This is a genomic window from Kocuria sp. KH4, from assembly GCF_053711175.1.
Genome location: NZ_JBSJYX010000001.1, coordinates 383391 through 400676, shown reverse-complemented (window position 1 = coordinate 400676; position 17286 = coordinate 383391). Strand labels below are relative to the sequence as shown.

General features: G+C 75.2%; 14 protein-coding genes. 11 read left to right on the top strand and 3 right to left on the bottom strand.

Annotation, left to right across the window (positions count from 1 at the left end; genetic code table 11):
• The first annotated feature begins 12 nt into the window (after positions 1–12).
• Both ACWCOM_RS01915 and ACWCOM_RS01910 read left to right on the top strand, forming a co-directional pair.
• Positions 13–984: a cation diffusion facilitator family transporter gene (locus tag ACWCOM_RS01915; RefSeq protein ID WP_454547039.1), complete on the top strand. Its 972-nt coding sequence runs from the start codon at positions 13–15 to the stop codon at positions 982–984.
• The gene (locus ACWCOM_RS01910) at positions 974–1363 is read left to right on the top strand and encodes a hypothetical protein (RefSeq protein WP_454547038.1); all 390 of its coding nucleotides are present in this window, start codon (positions 974–976) and stop codon (positions 1361–1363) included. The genes ACWCOM_RS01915 and ACWCOM_RS01910 overlap by 11 nt, the downstream gene beginning before the upstream one ends.
• Here the strand turns inward: ACWCOM_RS01910 and ACWCOM_RS01905 are convergent.
• Together ACWCOM_RS01905 and ACWCOM_RS01900 are read right to left on the bottom strand one after the other, a co-directional pair.
• Complete coding sequence (locus tag ACWCOM_RS01905; protein WP_454547085.1) at positions 1338–1736, bottom strand: DUF779 domain-containing protein; 399 nt, start codon at positions 1734–1736, stop codon at positions 1338–1340. The two genes, ACWCOM_RS01910 and ACWCOM_RS01905, sit on opposite strands and share 26 nt — an antisense overlap.
• A gap of 108 nt (positions 1737–1844) precedes the next feature.
• On the bottom strand, positions 1845–2615 hold the full coding sequence (locus ACWCOM_RS01900) for a spermidine synthase (RefSeq protein ID WP_454547037.1): 771 nt from the start codon (positions 2613–2615) through the stop codon (positions 1845–1847).
• Positions 2616–2707: 92 nt separating this feature from the next.
• Between ACWCOM_RS01900 and ACWCOM_RS01895 the strand changes: the two genes are divergently transcribed.
• Positions 2708–4225: an MDR family MFS transporter gene (locus ACWCOM_RS01895; RefSeq protein WP_454547036.1), complete on the top strand. Its 1518-nt coding sequence runs from the start codon at positions 2708–2710 to the stop codon at positions 4223–4225.
• Here ACWCOM_RS01895 and ACWCOM_RS01890 read toward each other — a convergent pair.
• On the bottom strand, positions 4191–4886 hold the full coding sequence (locus ACWCOM_RS01890) for a cyclodeaminase/cyclohydrolase family protein (RefSeq protein ID WP_454547035.1): 696 nt from the start codon (positions 4884–4886) through the stop codon (positions 4191–4193). The genes ACWCOM_RS01895 and ACWCOM_RS01890 overlap by 35 nt on opposite strands.
• A gap of 221 nt (positions 4887–5107) precedes the next feature.
• On the opposite strand from ACWCOM_RS01890, the gene ACWCOM_RS01885 reads away from it, so the two are divergent.
• The 8 genes from ACWCOM_RS01885 (at position 5108) to ACWCOM_RS01850 (ending at position 17216) form a co-directional block, all read left to right on the top strand.
• Complete coding sequence (locus ACWCOM_RS01885) at positions 5108–5449, top strand: hypothetical protein (protein ID WP_454547034.1); 342 nt, start codon at positions 5108–5110, stop codon at positions 5447–5449.
• A gap of 121 nt (positions 5450–5570) precedes the next feature.
• Entirely contained in the window at positions 5571–6833 is a 1263-nt protein-coding gene (locus ACWCOM_RS01880) for an endonuclease/exonuclease/phosphatase family protein (protein ID WP_454547033.1), read from the top strand.
• Entirely contained in the window at positions 6830–8659 is a 1830-nt protein-coding gene (locus ACWCOM_RS01875; protein WP_454547032.1) for a pyruvate kinase, read from the top strand. Before ACWCOM_RS01880 ends, ACWCOM_RS01875 begins: the two co-directional genes overlap by 4 nt.
• A gap of 35 nt (positions 8660–8694) precedes the next feature.
• A complete protein-coding gene (locus tag ACWCOM_RS01870; protein ID WP_454547031.1) occupies positions 8695–9669 on the top strand; it encodes an acyl-CoA thioesterase in 975 nt (324 codons plus the stop codon).
• Positions 9670–9774: 105 nt separating this feature from the next.
• Positions 9775–10566, top strand: coding sequence for a di- and tripeptidase (locus ACWCOM_RS01865; protein ID WP_454547030.1), 792 nt, complete (start codon positions 9775–9777; stop codon positions 10564–10566).
• A 160-nt stretch (positions 10567–10726) separates the two neighbouring features.
• Complete coding sequence (locus ACWCOM_RS01860) at positions 10727–11677, top strand: glycerophosphodiester phosphodiesterase (protein WP_454547029.1); 951 nt, start codon at positions 10727–10729, stop codon at positions 11675–11677.
• A gap of 124 nt (positions 11678–11801) precedes the next feature.
• The gene (locus tag ACWCOM_RS01855; RefSeq protein WP_454547028.1) at positions 11802–12704 is read left to right on the top strand and encodes an FAD:protein FMN transferase; all 903 of its coding nucleotides are present in this window, start codon (positions 11802–11804) and stop codon (positions 12702–12704) included.
• A gap of 444 nt (positions 12705–13148) precedes the next feature.
• Complete coding sequence (locus ACWCOM_RS01850; protein WP_454547027.1) at positions 13149–17216, top strand: Pls/PosA family non-ribosomal peptide synthetase; 4068 nt, start codon at positions 13149–13151, stop codon at positions 17214–17216.
• Positions 17217–17286 lie beyond the last annotated feature (70 nt).

The window sequence follows — 17286 nt, the reverse complement described above, 5'->3', positions numbered from 1 at the left end:
TACGATGGAGGCATGGCGCACGACCACACCGGAGCCCGCGGGCACGCGGCGGACGGGCACGAGCACGGGCCCGGGCACTCCCACGCCGGGCCGGGCACCGACCGGTGGCGGATCGCCACCGCGTTCGGCATCACGGCCGCCCTGTTCGTCGTGCAGCTCGCCGGCGCGCTGTGGACCGGTTCCCTGGCCCTGCTCCTGGACACCGCGCACGTGCTCACCGACGCCGGGGGGCTGCTGCTCGCACTGGTCGCCGCGCAGCTGGGCCTGCGCCCGCCGACCGCCCGGCGCACGTGGGGCTGGCGGCGCGCCGAGATCGTGGCCGCGGCCCTGCAGGCGGCGGTGCTGCTGGCCGTGGGGCTGTTCGTGCTGGTGGAGGGGGTGCGCCGCTTCGTCGAGCCGCAGCCGGTGGCCTCCGCCGAGCTGATCGTCTTCGGGGTGCTGGGGCTGCTGGGCAACCTCGTGGCGATGGTCGTGCTGTTCGGGGGCCGCCGCTCCAACCTCAACCTGCGGGCGGCGATGCTCGAGGTGCTCAACGACGCGCTCGGGTCCGTGGCGGTGATCGTGGCGGCCGTGGTCATCGCGCTCACCGGCTGGGTGCAGGCGGACGCCGTCGTGGCCCTGCTCATCGGGCTGCTCATCGTGCCCCGCACCATCCGGCTGCTCGTGGAGTCCCTGTCCGTGCTGCTGGAGAGCGCGCCCCCCGGCCTCGACCTCGCCGAGGTCCGGGAGCACATCCTCGGCCTGCCCCACGTGGTGGAGGTCCACGACCTGCACGCCTCCCGGATCTCCTCGGACCTGCCCGTGCTGACCGCCCACGTGGTGCTCGAGGAGGAGTACTTCTACGCGGGCGGATCGGCCGAGGCCCTGGGCCGGATCCAGCGCTGCGTGGCCGGGCACTTCCCGGTCTCCGTCCAGCACTCCACGATCCAGCTGGAGCCCGCCGACCACGTCGAGCCGGAGGTGTGCGCGCCCCATGACTCCTGAGCCCCCGAGCGCCGAGCAGCACTGCCTGGTGGTCTACGTCCCCGCCACGCACGCGGAGCAGGTCCTGCAGGCCCTCGGCGACGCCGGGGCGGGCCGCGCCGGTCACTACTCCCACGTGGCCTTCGTCAGCCCCGGGACCGGCCGCTTCACGCCGCTGCCCGGGGCCGATCCCGCGATCGGGGAGGTGGGGCGGCCGGAGCAGGTCGACGAGGTCCGGATCGAGACCCTCTACCCGGCGGCCGAGCGCGAGCGCGTGCTGCGGGCGATGGCCGGGGCCCACCCCTACGAGGTCCCGGCCTTCGCCACCTTCCCGGTCCACGACCGGGGCCCGTCCTTCGACGGGCAGGGCCGGCTCAGGCGGCGGCCGGGTCCGGCATGAGCGCGGAGCGGATGAGGAACCGCTTGCCCTCCGGGGCCTCCACCGAGAAGCCCGAGCCGCGTCCCACCACCACGTCCACCGTGAGCAGGGTGTGCCTCCAGTACTCGAACTGCTCCCGGGACATCCAGAACTCCAGCTCGGCCGTGGCCGGGTCCCCGGGCAGCCGGAACACGCCCAGGAGCACGTCCGCGGGGCCGGTGAGGAAGTCCCCGGCCGGGTAGCACATGGGCGCCGACCCGTCGCAGCACCCGCCGGACTGGTGGAACATCAGCCGCCCGTGCCGCTCCCGCAGCGTCCCCAGCAGCTCCACGGCGGCCGGGGTCAGGGCCACACGGGAGAAGGTCTCGCCCTCCACGGCGGGGGAGGACTCCAGGACGGCGGTGTCCGCGGAGCCGTCCGCGGTGCCGCTCCCGGCGGGGCCCTGCACGGTGTTCTCGGTGCTGCTCACGGCGCGCTCCTCGGCTCGGCGGTGTGAGCCAGGCTACAGGCGGGCGAGCAGTTCCTCCAGGCCCAGCCCGTCCAGCACCCCCGCCGGGTGCGGGCCGGCCGCCGCGAAGGCCTCCGCCCAGTCCCGGGGCAGCGGGCGGCGCCCGGCCACGAGGACCAGGTTTCCCGGGTAGCGGCCGGTGAGCAGCCGCTCCTCGGCCAGGCACCACACGTCCGCGAACGCCGAGCGCGCGGCCCGGGCCTGACCGGCGAAGAAGCCCAGCCCGGGGTCGTCGCCCACGTTGACGACCAGCACGCCGCCCGGCGCCAGCAGCCCGGCGGCCTCGGCGTAGAAGGACGGCTCCGTCAGGTGCCCGGGCGCGTCCCGGCCCGAGAAGACGTCGAGGACGACCAGGTCGGCGGTCCCGGGGGCGACGACGTGCGGCAGCGCGGCCCGGGCGTCGTCGACGACCACGCGCACGTCCGCCCCCGCGGGCAGGGGCAGCGCGTCGAGCACGAACGCGGGCAGCTCCCGCTCGAGCTCCACGGCCGCCTGCGGGGACCCGGGGCGCGTCGCCGCCACGTAGCGGGCCAGGGTCAGCGCCCCGGCGCCCAGGTGCACCGCGGTGACCGGCGCGCCCGGCGCCGCCACGACGTCGACGACGTTGGCGACCCGCCGCAGGTACTCGTAGAAGATCTCCTCCGGGTGGGCGAGGTTGACGTGGGACTGCTCGGCCCCGCCGATGGACAGGACGAACCCGCCCTCGGTGAAGCCGTCCGGGAGGATCTCGGCGTGCACGCCGGCGTCCTTGAGATATCTGCGCATGAGCCCATTGTCACGTCCCCGGCGGGAATGAACCGGCGCGCCCGGCGGCTGCACCGGTGTACCCCTGCTGCGTCCCGAAGGATCCCCTGCCCATGACTCCCGACCTCCCCGTGTCCGAGACCACGCCGGTCCCCGCCCCCGCGCCCACCGCGGGGGTCCCGGACACCGGTGCCCCCGCGGTCGCCACCGACCACTCCGCCCGCAACCGCCTGGTGATCGGGCTGCTGCTCGTCTCCACGTTCGTGGTGATCCTCAACGAGACGATCATGGGCGTGGCCCTGCCCCGTCTCATGGCCGACCTCTCCGTCACGGCGGTGGCCGGCCAGTGGCTGACCACCGCCTTCATGCTCACCATGGCCGTGGTCATCCCGGTGACGGGGTTCCTGCTCCAGCGCCTGCACACCCGGCCCGTGTTCCTGGCCGCCATGACCCTGTTCAGCCTCGGCACCCTCGTCTGCGCGGTCGCGCCCGGGTTCGGGACCCTGCTCGTCGGGCGGGTGGTGCAGGCCTGCGGCACCGCGATCATGATGCCGCTGCTGATGACCACGGTCCTGACCCTGGTGCCGCCGGTCGGGCGCGGGCGGGTCATGGGGAACATCTCCATCGTGATCTCGGTCGCCCCCGCGGTGGGGCCGACCATCTCGGGCGTCATCCTCAGCGTGCTCGAGTGGCGGTGGATGTTCATCCTGGTGCTGCCGATCGCGGTGGGCTCCCTGCTGCTGGGCGCGTGGCGGATGCAGAACGTCACCGAGCCCCGCCCGGCGCCGCTGGACGTGGTCTCCGTGGTGCTCTCGGCGCTGGGCTTCGGCGGCCTGGTCTACGGCCTGAGCACCCTCGGGGAGGGCGGCGAGGCCGCCGTCCCGGCGTGGGTCCCCCTGGTCGTGGGGCTGGCGGCGCTGGCCGTGTTCGTGCGGCGCCAGACCCGGCTGCAGCGCGCGGACCGGGCGCTCCTGGACCTGCGGACGTTCCGGTCCCGGGTGTTCACGGCGTCCACGGCGGTGCTCGCCGTCAGCATGATGGCCCTCTTCGGGACGCTGATCGTGCTGCCCATCTACCTGCAGACCGTGCACGGCCTCGACCCCCTGGGCACGGGCCTGCTGCTGCTGCCCGGCGGCCTCGTCATGGGCCTGCTCGCGCCCGTCGTCGGGCGGGTCTACGACCGCTCGGGCCCCACCGTGCTGCTCGTGCCGGGCTCGATCCTGCTGAGCGGGTCCCTGTGGTACCTGGCGTCCACGTCGGCGGCCACGCCGGTGCCGATGGTGCTGCTCGCCCACGTGGTGCTCAGCACGGGACTGGCCCTGATGTTCACCCCGCTGTTCACCGCCGGCCTGGGCTCCCTGCCGGAGCGGCTGTACTCGCACGGCTCCGCCATGGTGGGCACCCTGCAGCAGGTGGCGGGGGCCGCGGGCACGGCCCTGTTCGTCACCGTCCTGACCCTGGGCGCCGCCGGCGCCGCGGCCTCCGGGGCCGCGGCGCCCGAGGCCACCGAGGCGGGCGTGCACAGCGCCTTCCTGTGCGGCGGGATCATCTCGCTGCTGGCGGTGGCCGGGTCCTTCGCGGTGCGCCGGCCTGCGCTCAGTCCTGAACCCGCTCCCGGATCCGCCGGCTGAGCTCCGCGGCGTCCTCGACGGCCCGCTCGCCGCGGGCCACCTCGGCCCGCAGCCGCTGCGCTACGTCCTCGTCCTTCAGCGAGCGCACGTTGATCTCCAGGGTGACGAGCGCGGTGGCCACGGCGGCCCGGGCGGCCTCCACGGCCGCCGCGACGTCGCTGAGCACGTTGGGGTTGCACCAGCCGGTCAGCTCCCGGGCCAGGTCCAGGACCTCCGCGGCCACGCCGATCAGCTCCTGCGGGGGCCGGGCGGCGCCGGCGGTGGCCTCCTGCACGGCCCGGGAGCGCGCGGCCCGCTGCTCGTCGGTGTCCTGGGGCAGCCCGAAGGCCGCGGAGAGCTCCCCGAAGGCCTCCGCGTCCGCGTCGGCGAGCCGCAGCGCGGCCGGGATGAGCTCCTCGGTGCGGGCGGCCGCGTCCGCCGCGTGCTCCGAGCCGGTGGAGTAGCGCGCGGACATCCCGAGCAGGGCCGCGCCCAGCGCCGCCTGCAGGGCCCCGGCGGCGCCGCCGCCGGGGGCGGGCGCGTCCGAGGCCATGCGCTCCACATAGGTCCTGATGTTCTCGGAGTTGATCCGCTCCGGGCCGGTCCTCCCGGCGCCGGTCGTCTCGGCGCTGGTCGTCTCCGAGCCGGTGTGCTCGGGAGCGGTGTTCTGCGGGCTGCTCACGGTGGGTCCTTCCGGTGGCGGGCCGGCGCCGGGACGGGCGCGGCGTCCGCACGAGCCTAACGGCCGGTGGCGGATCTCACAGGCCTCCCGGCGTGACGGCACGGCCCGTCAACCGGAGCGAAACGTCCCGGCCACATCGGCGGACGATCCTGGGGGTGTCCGACGAACCCGCAGTCGAGGGCCCCGGCTCCCACCAGACCGGCCCCGAGAGGACGTGCACCATGACCGCTCTTCCCACCACCGCCACGGCCGCCGCCACGATCCCCGCCACGGTCCCCGCCGGCCCCGGCACCGCCGCGGTCCCCGGGGTCTCTCCCACCGACCTGCCCCCTGCCGAGCTGACCCCCGCCGACGAGGACTGGGTCCGGGACCCGGCCCTGATCCGGTCCGGCGACCGGATCGAGGTGTGGGAGCAGGGCGCCCTCCGCCACGTGGGCACGGTGGGCCAGTCCGCCCCGCACCTGGGCCTGCTCTGGATCCTGGAGACGGGGACCGGCGCCCGCCGGCTCGTCCCGGTCCACGGCTACCGCCTGCGCCGCTCCCCGGCCGCCCGCGCCGCCTGAGCGGCCCGCGCCGCCCGGGCAGTCCCAGCCGCCCGCACGGCCCGGGCCGCTCCCCGTTCAACCGCTGTTCGCCCGGACCCGCTACGGTCGGGCCTGACAGCCGGGCGGACGAGGAGGATCATTGGGACCGAGCAGATCGACGGCGGCGGTGGGGCTCGCGGTGCTCCTGATGGGCGCCGGCCTGCCGGCCGCCGCGGGAGAGGGCCCGGCCCGGGCGCAGGGCCACGGCCGGGCCCCCGGGCACGGGAGGGAGCGGGCCATGGCGGCGCAGGAACCGGTGCGGTTCATGACGTACAACGCGTCCCTCCACCGCTCGGCCCCGGGGCGGCTGCAGCAGGACCTCGCCACCCCGGACGACGCGCAGGCCCGGGCGGTGGCCGAGCTGGTCCAGCGGACCGCTCCGGACGTGCTGCTGCTCAACGAGTTCGACCACGACGCGGCGGGCCGCTCGGCGGAGCTGTTCCGCACGAACTACCTGGAGGTCCCGCAGCGCGGCCAGGACCCGGTGCACTACCCGTACGTCTACACCGCCCCGGTGAACACCGGGGAGCCCTCGGGGCTGGACCTGAACCGGGACGGGGTCGTGGGCGGGCCCGACGACGCGTGGGGCTTCGGGCTCTTCCCGGGCCAGTACGGCATGGTCCTCTACTCGAAGCACCCGCTCGACACCGACGGGATCCGCACCTTCCGGGACTTCCGGTGGGCGGACATGCCCGGCAGCCGCCTGCCCGCCGGGCACTACGCCCCCGGGCACGCGGAGCAGCTGCGCCTGTCCAGCAAGTCCCACTGGGACGTCCCGGTGCGCATCGGCGGCACGACGGTGCACGTGCTGGCGTCCCACCCGACCCCGCCGACCTTCGACGGGCCCGAGGACCGCAACGGCCGGCGCAACGCCGACGAGATCCGGTTCTGGGCCGACTACGTGCGCGGCCCCGCGGCGTCGTCGTACGTCTACGACGACGAGGGCGGGCGCGGCGGGCTGCGCCCGGGGGAGCGGTTCGTGGTGATGGGCGACCAGAACGCGGACCCGCTCGACGGCGACTCGTGGCCCGGGGCGATCCAGCAGCTGCTGGCGCACCCGCGCGTGCAGGACCCCCTGCCCGCCTCCGCCGGCGGTCCCGAGGCCGCCGCCCGGCAGGGCGGGGCGAACCGGGCCCACCGCTCCGACCCGGCCCACGACACCGCGGACTTCACCGACGACCCCGCCCCCGGTAACCTGCGCGCCGACTACGTGCTGCCCTCCCGGAACCTGCGGGTGACCGGTGCCGGGGTGTTCTGGCCCGTCCCCGGCGCCCCCGGCGCCGAGCTGACGGGCGAGCACCCCTTCCCGGCTTCCGACCACCGCCCCGTGTGGGTCGACGTGGTCCCCGGAGGCCGGCGATGACCGCCCGGCAGGAGCGCGCCGCGGAGCTGCTCGACCGCGTCCTCGCCCTCGTCGAGGTGGTCGCCGCGGCCCGCCGCGCCGCGGTGCCGGAGCTGGAGCGGGTGACCCCCCGCCACCGCCGCTCCGCCCTGAACCTCGTGGACTACGTGGCCGTGCGCAGCCAGGACGTGCGGGACCTGCAGCGGGACCTCAGCGCCCTGGGCCTGTCCTCGCTCGGGCGGATGGAGGCGGGCGTCATGACCCACCTGACCGCCGTGGTGGAGACCCTGCAGGTGCTCGCGGCCCGCACCGACGAGGTCTTCGCCGCCCCCGACCCCGGGATCGGCCTCGAGGAGCCGGAGCTGCCCGGGGCCGAGGTCCTGCGCCGCAACACCGCCGCCCTGCTGGGACCGGGCCGCGAGGACCGGGGCACCCGCATCATGGTGACCCTGCCCTCGGAGGCGGCCGGGGACCGCCGTCTCGTCGAGTCCATGGTCCGCGCCGGCCTGGACGTGGCCCGGATCAACTGCGCGCACGACGGCCCCGAGCAGTGGGAGGCCATGATCGGGCACGTGCGGGCGGCCGAGCGCGCGACCGGGCACGAGGTGCGCGTGGCGATGGACCTCGCCGGGCCCAAGCTGCGCACCGGGCCGGTCGAGCCGGGCCCGCAGGTCGAGAAGATCAAGCCGGTCCGGGACAGCCGCGGCCGGGTCACCGTCCCGGCCCACCTCTGGCTGGGGGACCCGGACCCGGGGGTGGACGACGACGCCCCCGCCGTCCCCGTGGCCGACCCCGCCTGGACGGCGGCGCGCGTGCCGGGGGAGCGGCTGCGGCTGAAGGACGCCCGCGGCTCCGGGCGGACGCTGCGGGTGCTGGAGGCGACCGGACCGGGCGTGCTGGCGGAGTGCTCCAAGACCGTCTACTTCGCCACCGGCCTGGCCGTCGAGGCGGAGGACGGCACCGAGGGCGTCCTCGGCGAGCTGCCCGCGCTCGAGCAGTTCCTGCGCGTCCACACCGGCGACGTGCTTGTGCTGACCCGGGACATGACCCCCGCCCCGGTCCGGGCGCAGGGGCCGCACCGGATCGGCTGCTCGCTGCCCGAGGCCTTCACGGACGCCCGGGAGGGGCAGCCCGTGTGGCTCGACGACGGCAGGATCCGGTGCCGGATCACGGCCGTGTCCCCCGAGGAGATCGAGCTCGCGGTGCTGCAGGCCGCGCCCGGGGGCACGAAGCTGCGGGCCGGCAAGGGCATCAACCTGCCCGAGACCGACCTGCGGATCCCGGCGCTCACCGACGAGGACCGCGCGCACCTGCCCTTCGTGGCCGAGCACGCGGACGCCGTCAACATGTCCTTCGTGCGCTCGCGCCAGGACGTGGGCGACCTGCTGGAGGAGCTGGAGGCCGTGGGCCGCCGCGAGCTGGACATCACCCTCAAGATCGAGACGGTGGGCGGCTTCCAGGCGCTGCCGCTGATGCTCCTGGAGGCGATGCGCTGGCAGGACGTCGGCGTGATGATCGCCCGCGGCGATCTCGCGGTCGAGGCCGGGTTCGAACGGCTCGCCGAGGTGCAGGAGGAGATCCTGTGGCTGTGCGAGGCCGGGCACGTCCCGGTCGTGTGGGCCACCCAGGTGCTCGAGTCCCTGGCCAAGAAGGGCCTGCCCTCCCGGGCCGAGGTCACCGACGCGGCGATGGGTCAGCGCGCCGAGTGCGTGATGCTCAACAAGGGGCCGTTCGTGGTGGACGCGATCGAGGCGCTCGACGACATCCTGGTGCGCATGGAGGGGCACGCGCACAAGAAGTCGGACATGCTCCGCCGCCTCCACGCCTGGGCGCCGTTCGCCCCGTGAGCACCGGCCCGGGGCGGGCGTGCCACACTGGTGCCATGGCCGCCCGTGACACCGCTGTGCTCCGCTTCCTCGCCGCCCCGACCGACGCCGGGCGCACCGGCACCGTGGACGGCGGGCGCGTGCTCGAGTGGATCGACAAGGCCGCGTACGCGTGCGCCGTCGGCTGGTCGCAGGCCTACTGCGTCACCGCCTACGTGGGCAACATCCACTTCGACCGCCCGGTCAGCGTGGGGGACATGGTCGAGGTCGCCGCGAAGATCGTGCACACCGGCCGCTCCTCGATGCACATCCGGGTCGAGGTGGCCTCGGCGGACCCGCGCGAGCAGGGGGTGACCCTGCGGGACACCTGCCTGATCATCATGGTGGCCGTCGACGGGGACGGCCGCCCCACCCCGGTCCCGCAGTGGACGCCCGAGACCGAGCACGAGCGCCGGCAGCAGGCGGTGACCAAGCGGCGGATCGAGCTGCGCAACAGCATCGAGTCGCTGATGGCGGAGCAGAAGCACACCGACGAGGGCACGGCCGAGGAGACGGTGCTGCGCTTCCTGGCCGCCCCCACGGACATCAACTGGGGCGGGAAGGTGCACGGCGGCACGGCCATGCGCTGGATCGACGAGGCCGCGTTCGTGTGCGGGTCCCGGTGGGCCGGGCGCCCGGTCATCGCCGTCTACGCGGGCGGGGTGCGCTTCTACCGCCCCATGCACATCGGCCACCTCGTGGAGGTCCGGGCGCGGCTGATCCACACCGCGGCCCGGGGCCTGCACATCTCCGTCAACTGCTGGTCGGGGGACCCCGCCACCGGTGAGCTCCGGCTGACCACCAACTGCCTCATGGTCATGGTCGCCCTCGACGACGCCGGGCACGCCCTGCCCGCCCGGCAGTGGCACCCGGTGAGCCAGGAGGACCGGGACCTGGACGCCTTCGCCCGCGAGCTGGTCCGGCTGCGCGCCGAGTTCCCGGACTCCTTCCAGCGGGTCGACCCCTCGGTCCCGCTGCTGCCGGCGGACTGAGCGGCCCTCACCTCCGCCGTCGGCGAATCCCGGCGTCTGCTCAGTGGGCTGAGCATATAGTGGGCCGCAGACCACCGCCCCGGCATTCCACGAGGAGAGCACCCCATGGACCTGAACCCCCTGAGCTCGGCCTTCGACGAGCACGGCAAGCCCAAGCCGGCCATGAACAAGTTCCTGGACACCGTCCTGCGCGCCCAGCGCCCGGTCGTGCTCGCGTTCGTGAAGAAGGTGCGCGCCAAGTACCCGGACGAGTCCCCCGAGCAGCTGGCCCGGCGCCTGGAGAAGATCTACGTCCGCTCCGCCACCGTCGAGGGCGGCGCGGTCGGCGCCACCGCGGTGGTCCCCGGCGTCGGCACCGTCGCCTCCCTGGGGCTGTCCTCCTTCGCGGTGGTCGGCTACCTCGAGGCCACCGCCCTCTACGCGCAGGCGATCGCCGAGCTGCACGGGGTGCACACCGAGGACCCCGAGCGGACCCGCACCATGATCATGGCCCTCATGCTCGGCGAGGACGGCCGGCAGGTCATGAACCAGATCCTGGCCAGCGGCACCAAGGGCAAGGGCATGATGTCGTCCTGGGGTCTGATGATGGGCAAGGACGACTCCAAGACCTTCGACGTCAGCCGGATCATCCGCAACATGTTCGTCAAGCGCTTCCTGCTCAAGCAGACCGGCGCCGTGTTCGGCCGTGCCCTGCCGTTCGGCGTGGGCGCGATCGTCGGCGGGGGCGCCAACCTGGCCATGTCCCGGCAGGTCATCGCCGCCACCCGCGAGGCGTTCGGGCCGCTGCCCGCCACCTTCCCCGCCGAGCTCGCCCTGCCCGAGCGGGCCCCCCGGTTCGGCGGCGGGGACGGCGCCCCGGACACGCCCGCCCACGGCGAGATCTCCGGCGAGAAGTAGCCGCCGACCCGGCCCCTCGCCGCCACGACGCCCCGCCCTCCGGCGGGGCGTCGTCGTCGTTCACGGCCCATCCGCCCGGCCGTGGTGGCCCGTTCACCGCGCCTGCCTACTCTGGCGCCGAGAGCGGGGCCACCGCCCCGCCAGCAGCCGAGGGAGCGCCGTGCGACCGATCGTCTACGCCCACCGGGGATCCAGCGCCGCCTACCCGGAGCACACCCGGGCCGCCTACGTCCAGGCGCTGCTCGACGGGGCCGACGGGGTGGAGTGCGACGTCCACCTGACCCGCGACGGCCACCTCGTCCTCCACCACGACGCCCAGCTGGGGCGCACGAGCGACGGCCGCGGGCCCGTCTCGGCGCGCACCCTCGCCGAGCTGCGCCGCCTCGACTGGGTCTCCTGGAAGGGCGTGGCGATCCCGCCCGGGCACGGTCCCCGCGACCGCCAGCTGCTGACCCTGCCCGAGCTGCTGGACCTGCTGCGCGGGGCCGGGCGGCCCGTGGGCCTGGCGGTGGAGACCAAGCACCCCAGCCCGTACGGCCACCGGCTCGAGGAGGAGGTCCTGAACGTGCTCATGCGGGAGGGGTGGGACCCCGAGACGGGCCGGCTGGGCCAGGTCACGGTCTCGCTGATGAGCTTCCACCCCGACGCCGTCCGCCACCTCCTCGAGACCGTGCCCGCCCGGCACGTGTGCCAGCTGGTGGAGACCACCACCCGCCGCACGGTCCGGGAGAGCCTGCGCGTGAACCGCACGGCCGCCGCCGTGCTGCACGCCGGGATGCGGCTCGTGGTGCCCCCGGCGCTGCCCGTGATCGCGGCCGGTCTGGTGGACATCGTGGGCCCCGGCATCGACTTCGTCCGCGCCCGGCCCGACCTGGTGCGCCGGTGGGCCGCCGACGGGCGCGTGCTGCGGGCCTGGACGATCGACACGGCGCGGGACGTGGACCTGTGCCGCGCCCTGGGCGTCCAGCAGCTGACCTCCAACCGCCCGGCCGACGTGCTGCGCTGGACCGCGGCGGCCGGCGGGCGGGACGGGGCCGGGATCCCCGCCGGCGTGCCGATGCCGGCGGCCGGACCGGGGCCGGTCCGGTCCGTCGCGATGACGGTCAGGTAACGAGCGGTCACGTCGCCGTCCGGAGCGCCCCGCCGCGCGTAAGCTCGGCACCACCTGCCGGATGTCCCGCAGGCCCGTCCGCGTCCTCCGGCACGCGCCGGCACGAGACCGCCAGGAGACGGCCATGTCCACCCCCATCCCGCCCGGGGCGCCGAGTCCGGACACCGTCCGCGCCCCGGCCCCGGACCTCCAGGAGGAGGCCCGCCGGCTGGCCGAGCGCGTCCACCGCGAGGTCTCCGCGGCCGTGGCGCCCGAGCGCATCGACTCGGAGCTGTCCCTGCTGAACCGGTTCGCCGAGCACGAGGACGTGGACGTGGTCCTCGGACCCGTGCTCGCACAGGTCCTCGCCGCCGCGCTGCGGACCACCCGCCTCACCAGCGGACTGGTCGACCCCACCACCGGCGACGCCGCCTGGCGCGCCCAGGACGGCCTGCCGGCCCGTCCGGCCCCGGGGATCGCCCACCTGGACCTCGACCTGCCCGCCCGCCGCCTGCGGATGCGGCAGGGCACCGTCCTGGACCTCACCGAGGTCGCCGAGGCCTGGACCGCGGACCGCACGGCCCTGCTCTTCGCGGAGACCTTCCCGGACCAGGGACTCGTCGTCCGCGCCGGCGGAGTGCTGGCTGTGGCCGGCCCTCCCGCCGGGGCCGCCGCCCTGGCCGCGTCCCCCGGGCCCGGACGGGGGCCCGCACCGGACCCGGCCCTGGACGCCGCCGCCTGGACCGCGCTCCTCGCCGCGGGCCACCGCGGTCTCGCCGTGCTGCCCCGGCCGGGGGCCACCGTGGTCAACCCGGTCACCGGCACCGCCGCGGAGAGCCCGTGGGGCCGGGTCGCGGTGGCCGCGCGCACCGCGGTGGAGGCCCAGGCCTACGCCCGCGCCGCCCACGTGCTCGGGACGGACGCCCCCGGCTGGGTCGCGGCGTGCGGCGCGGAGGGCGAGTTCACCGGCGCACGGCCCGGCAGCACGCTCCGGCGCCGGCTCCGGACCCCGGGCTGGCCCGGGCGGACGGGCCGAGCGGCGGCCTGACCGGCGCCGGGACCCGGGCCGCGATCCGGGCGGGGCCTGTCCCGGGTGGGACCGCCGCGCGCCCGCACGCGCGTTCACGAAAAGTAACACGGCGGAATGCTCCGTCCTCCCGGAGGTCGTGCGCGCCGACCGGACCCGAGGACGTGCCCGCCGTGCCCGGCCCGTGCCGCGACGTGCTCCCGCCGGCGGACGCCGGCCCGGGATCCGCGCGATTGCAGTCGAGAACGACTCGACGGACGGTCCCGCGCCCTGTGATCTCGCCCACGTCCGGCCGGCATCCCGGCCCGGCGGCCCCTGCCGGCGCCCGGGAGCGATCCGGCGACGACCCATTGATAACGCATCGATAACGCCGCGGTGACGGCGGCGTGAGGAAGGCATAACGGGCTCCTGCGTAGAACGGACCTGCCGGTAACACCGGTGTTCGCGCGTCGAAAGGAGTCGGACATGACCTCAGCACCACAACGCTCACACCGCCACGACGGGGGGTCGTCGGCAGAGCGAGTGCTGTGGGGCGAGGCCGCGGTGAAGGGGGACGCCGCCGGAGGACGGTCGAGGCCGGACTCCTCGGCGCGGGAGGCCCGGGGCGCCGGGACGAGGCCGGGCCGGCTCCAGCACTTCTTCGAGCGCAGCTGCGACCGCACGCCCCACGCCCAGGCCCTGCAGGTCGACGGGCAGGTCTACACGTACGCGGAGCTGGACGAGCTGGCCAACCGCATGGCCCACCTGATCGCGGGCTACGGCCTCGCCGCCGGGGACCGCGTGGGCATCCTCCTCCAGCGCTCCACGATGCTGTACGCGTCGCTGCTGGCCGTCCTCAAGGCGGGCGCCGCGTTCGTCCCGATCGACCCGAACCTGCCGGCCGACCGCGTGCAGTTCATCGCCGAGGACTCGGACCTGGCCCTGCTGCTCACCTCGGAGGAGCTCGTGCCCCTCGTCGAGGACGCCGCCGCCGACGTCGTCGACGTCGGGCGGATCGGCGGGCAGCTCGACGCGGCGCCCGCCCACCGGCCGGAGGTCCGCCACGAGGGCGACCCCACCTGTTACATCATCTACACCTCGGGCTCGACCGGCCGCCCCAAGGGCGTGGAGGTCGCGCACTCGAGCATCTGCAACTTCATCGAGATCGTGCCCGAGGTCTACGACGTGCGTCCCGAGGACCGGGTCTACCAGGGCATGACCATCGCCTTCGACTTCTCCATCGAGGAGATCTGGCCCACCTGGGCCGTGGGCGCCGCCCTCGTGGCCGGTCCCACGGACGACGCCCGCCTGGGCCGCGGCCTGGTCGAGTTCCTGCAGCGCACGGAGATCTCCGTGCTGTACTGCGTGCCGACCGTCCTGGCCACCCTCGAGCACGACCTGCCCGGCATCCGCAGCATTCTCGTGGGCGGGGAGGCCTGCCCGGCGGACCTCGTGGAGCGCTGGTCCACGCCCGGGCGCCGGATGCTCAACACCTACGGGCCCACCGAGGGCACCGTCACCGCCACCTGGGGAGAGCTGACCCCCGGGCGGCCCGTGACCATCGGCAAGCCCCTGCCCACCTACGAGGTGCGCATCCTCGACGAGTCGATGCACGAGGTGCCCGAGGGCGAGCCCGGGGAGATCTGCATCGCCGGGCCCGGGGTGGCCCGCGGCTACGTCAACCTCCCGCACGTCACCGAGGAGCGCTTCCGCCCGCACCCGGACGGGCCCCGGGCCGGGCGGATCTACCGCACCGGCGACCTGGGCCGGATCCTGCCCGACGGCGAGATCGAGTACCTCGGCCGCGCCGACAGCGAGGTGAAGATCCGCGGCCACCGCGCGGACCTGCAGGAGATCGAGAACGTGCTCCGGCGCGACGACGCGGTGGCGGACGCCGCCGTGAAGCTCGTCTCCGGCGGCGACGACGTGGCGGCGTTCCTCACGCTGCGCGGCGAGGTCCGCGACGAGCGCGCCCTGTTCGAGCTGCTCCACGACTCCGTGACCGCGGCCCTGCCGCCGTACATGGTGCCGTCCTTCTACGAGATCCTGCCCGCCATGCCCATGATGGTCAGTGGCAAGGTGGACCGGAAGAACCTCCCCGAGCCCAGCTCGCCCCGCTTCGTGACCACGGTGGGCCTGGTCCCGCCGCGGACCGAGTCGGAGTGGCAGCTCACGGAGGTCTGGTCCCGGGTCTTCCGGATCCCGGTCGACCAGCTTTCCGCGGAGGCGGACTTCTTCCTGGAGCTCGGCGGGCACTCGCTGCTCGCCGCGACCGCCACCTCCGAGCTGCGCCGGGAGCTGCCCGACCAGGACATCTCCATCGCCGACATCTACACCTACCCGACCGTCCGGGACCTGGCCCGCCACCTCGACGCCGCCCCGGCGGCCGTCCCGTCGGTGGCCGACCCGGACGACCGCCCCACGGCCCTGCACCACACGAGCGGGCGGGTGGCCCTGTGCGGGGCGGCCCAGGTGACGACCATGGTGCTGGCCGCCATGGTGGTGGGCTCCCCGCTCGCCGCGGTCCTGTACTCCTACGGCGGGGAGTTCAGCTACCCGCTCATGTGGGACCTGCTGCTCGTGGGCGTGCTGATCTCCGTGCTCGCCCGCTTCCTCCTGCCGCTGCTGGGCTCGCGGGTGCTGGGCCGCTTCGTCCGGCCGGGGCACCACCCGCTCTGGGGGAGGCAGTACTTCCTGCTGTGGTGCGTCGACGGCCTGACCCGGCTCTCGCCGCTCGGCCTCCTGACCGGCACGCCCATGGCCGCCGGCTACCTGCGCCTGCTGGGCGCCGAGGTCGGCGCGGGCGCCCACGTGGGCACCGCGGCCGTGGGCCTGCCCTCCCTGGTGAGCATCGGCTCCCGGGCGAGCATCGGCTACGGCTCCTCCGTGCAGACCGCGCAGGTCGAGGAGGGCTGGGTGAGCATCGCCCGGGTGCGGGTCGGCGACGACGCGTTCGTGGGCGCCAACGCCCTGCTGCAGCCCGGCTCCCGGGTCGAGGACGGCGCCCGGCTGGCGGAGCAGTCCCTGGCCGCGCGCAACCAGGTGATCCCCGCCGGGGAGCACTGGCTGGGCTCGCCCTCCCGGCCCGCCGACGGCGACGACGAGCTGCTCGAGCGGATGGAGCGCCGCCCCCTGCCGGGCGGCCGCTGGCCGGCGCCGCTCGTGGCCGCCCTGCTGCTGGGCTGGGCCGCCCTCGAGGTGCTGCCCTTCGTCCTAGTGCTCCCGTCCTTCCTGATGATCTGGATCGCGGCCATCGAGTTCGGCCTGCCGGTGGGCCTGGCGCTCACCCCGGCCGTCGGCGTGGTCTACGTCCTCACGGTGTGCGCCGTGGTGGCCGGGGGACGGGCGATCGTCCTGCGCCGGACCCCCACGGGCATCCACCCGGTCCGCAGCGGCCTCGGCGTGCGCAAGTGGATGGCCGACCAGCTGCTGAGCACCAGCCTGGAGAGCACCAACGCCCTGTACGCCACGCTGTACACCGTGCCCTGGCTGCGCGTCCTCGGCGCCGAGGTCGGTCCCCGCTCCGAGGTGTCCACGGTGGGCCACATCGACCCGGACCTGCTCACCCTCGGGGAGGGCAGCTTCGTCGCGGACATGGCCAGCGTGGGCAGCGCCGTGTACCACCACGGGCACCTGCACATGGAGCGCACCGTCGTCGGCGACCGCTCCTTCGTGGGCAACGCCGCGTTCGTCCCGTCCGGCACCCGGATGGGGGACGGCTCCCTCGTGGGCGTCGCCTCGGTGCCCCCGGCCGACGTGCCGGAGGGCACCTCGTGGCTGGGCTCGCCGGCCATGTTCCTGCCCCGCCGGCAGGACAGCGGCAACTACGACGAAAGCCTCACCTACCGGCCCTCGCGCGGCAAGGTGGCCGCCCGCCTGGTCATCGAGGCGCTGCGCATCACGGTGCCCCCGGCCCTGGTGGGCCTGCTCGGCTACCTCGGCCTGCTGGCCTCGGTGAGCCTCGTGCCGCAGCTGAGCCTGCTGGGCTTCGTCGCGGTGCTGCCGCTCATCGCGCTCGCCACCGGGTTCGCCGTGGTGCTGGCCGTCGTGGTCCTCAAGTGGGCGGTCGTGGGCCGGTACCGGCAGCGGATCGAGCCCCTGTGGGACAACTTCGTGCGGCGCAGCGAGTTCGTCACCGGCGTCTACGAGTCCGCCGCGGTCCCCGCGCTCGTCGGCGGTCTGGTCGGCACCCCGCTGATCGGTCCGGTGCTCCGCCTGTTCGGCGCGCAGATCGGCCGGCGGACCTACATCGGCACGACCTACCTGACGGAGTTCGACCTCGTGCACATCGGGGACGACGCCGCCGTCTCGACGGACGTGTCCCTGCAGACGCACCTGTTCGAGGACCGGGTCATGAAGATGTCCTACGTCGAGATCGGCGAGGGCGCCAGCGTCGGGGCGCGCTCCATCGTGCTCTACGACACCACGGTCGGCGCCGGCGCCTCGGTCGACGGGCTCTCGCTGGTGATGAAGGGCGAGCAGCTGCTGCCCCGCACGAACTGGCGCGGCATCCCGGTGCGCTCCGCCTCGGCGGCGCTCACCACGGGCCGCTGAGCCGGCCGTGGACGGCGCACGGGTGTCCCCGCGACCCGGGTCGCGGGGACACCGTGCCCACCGGGGCGGG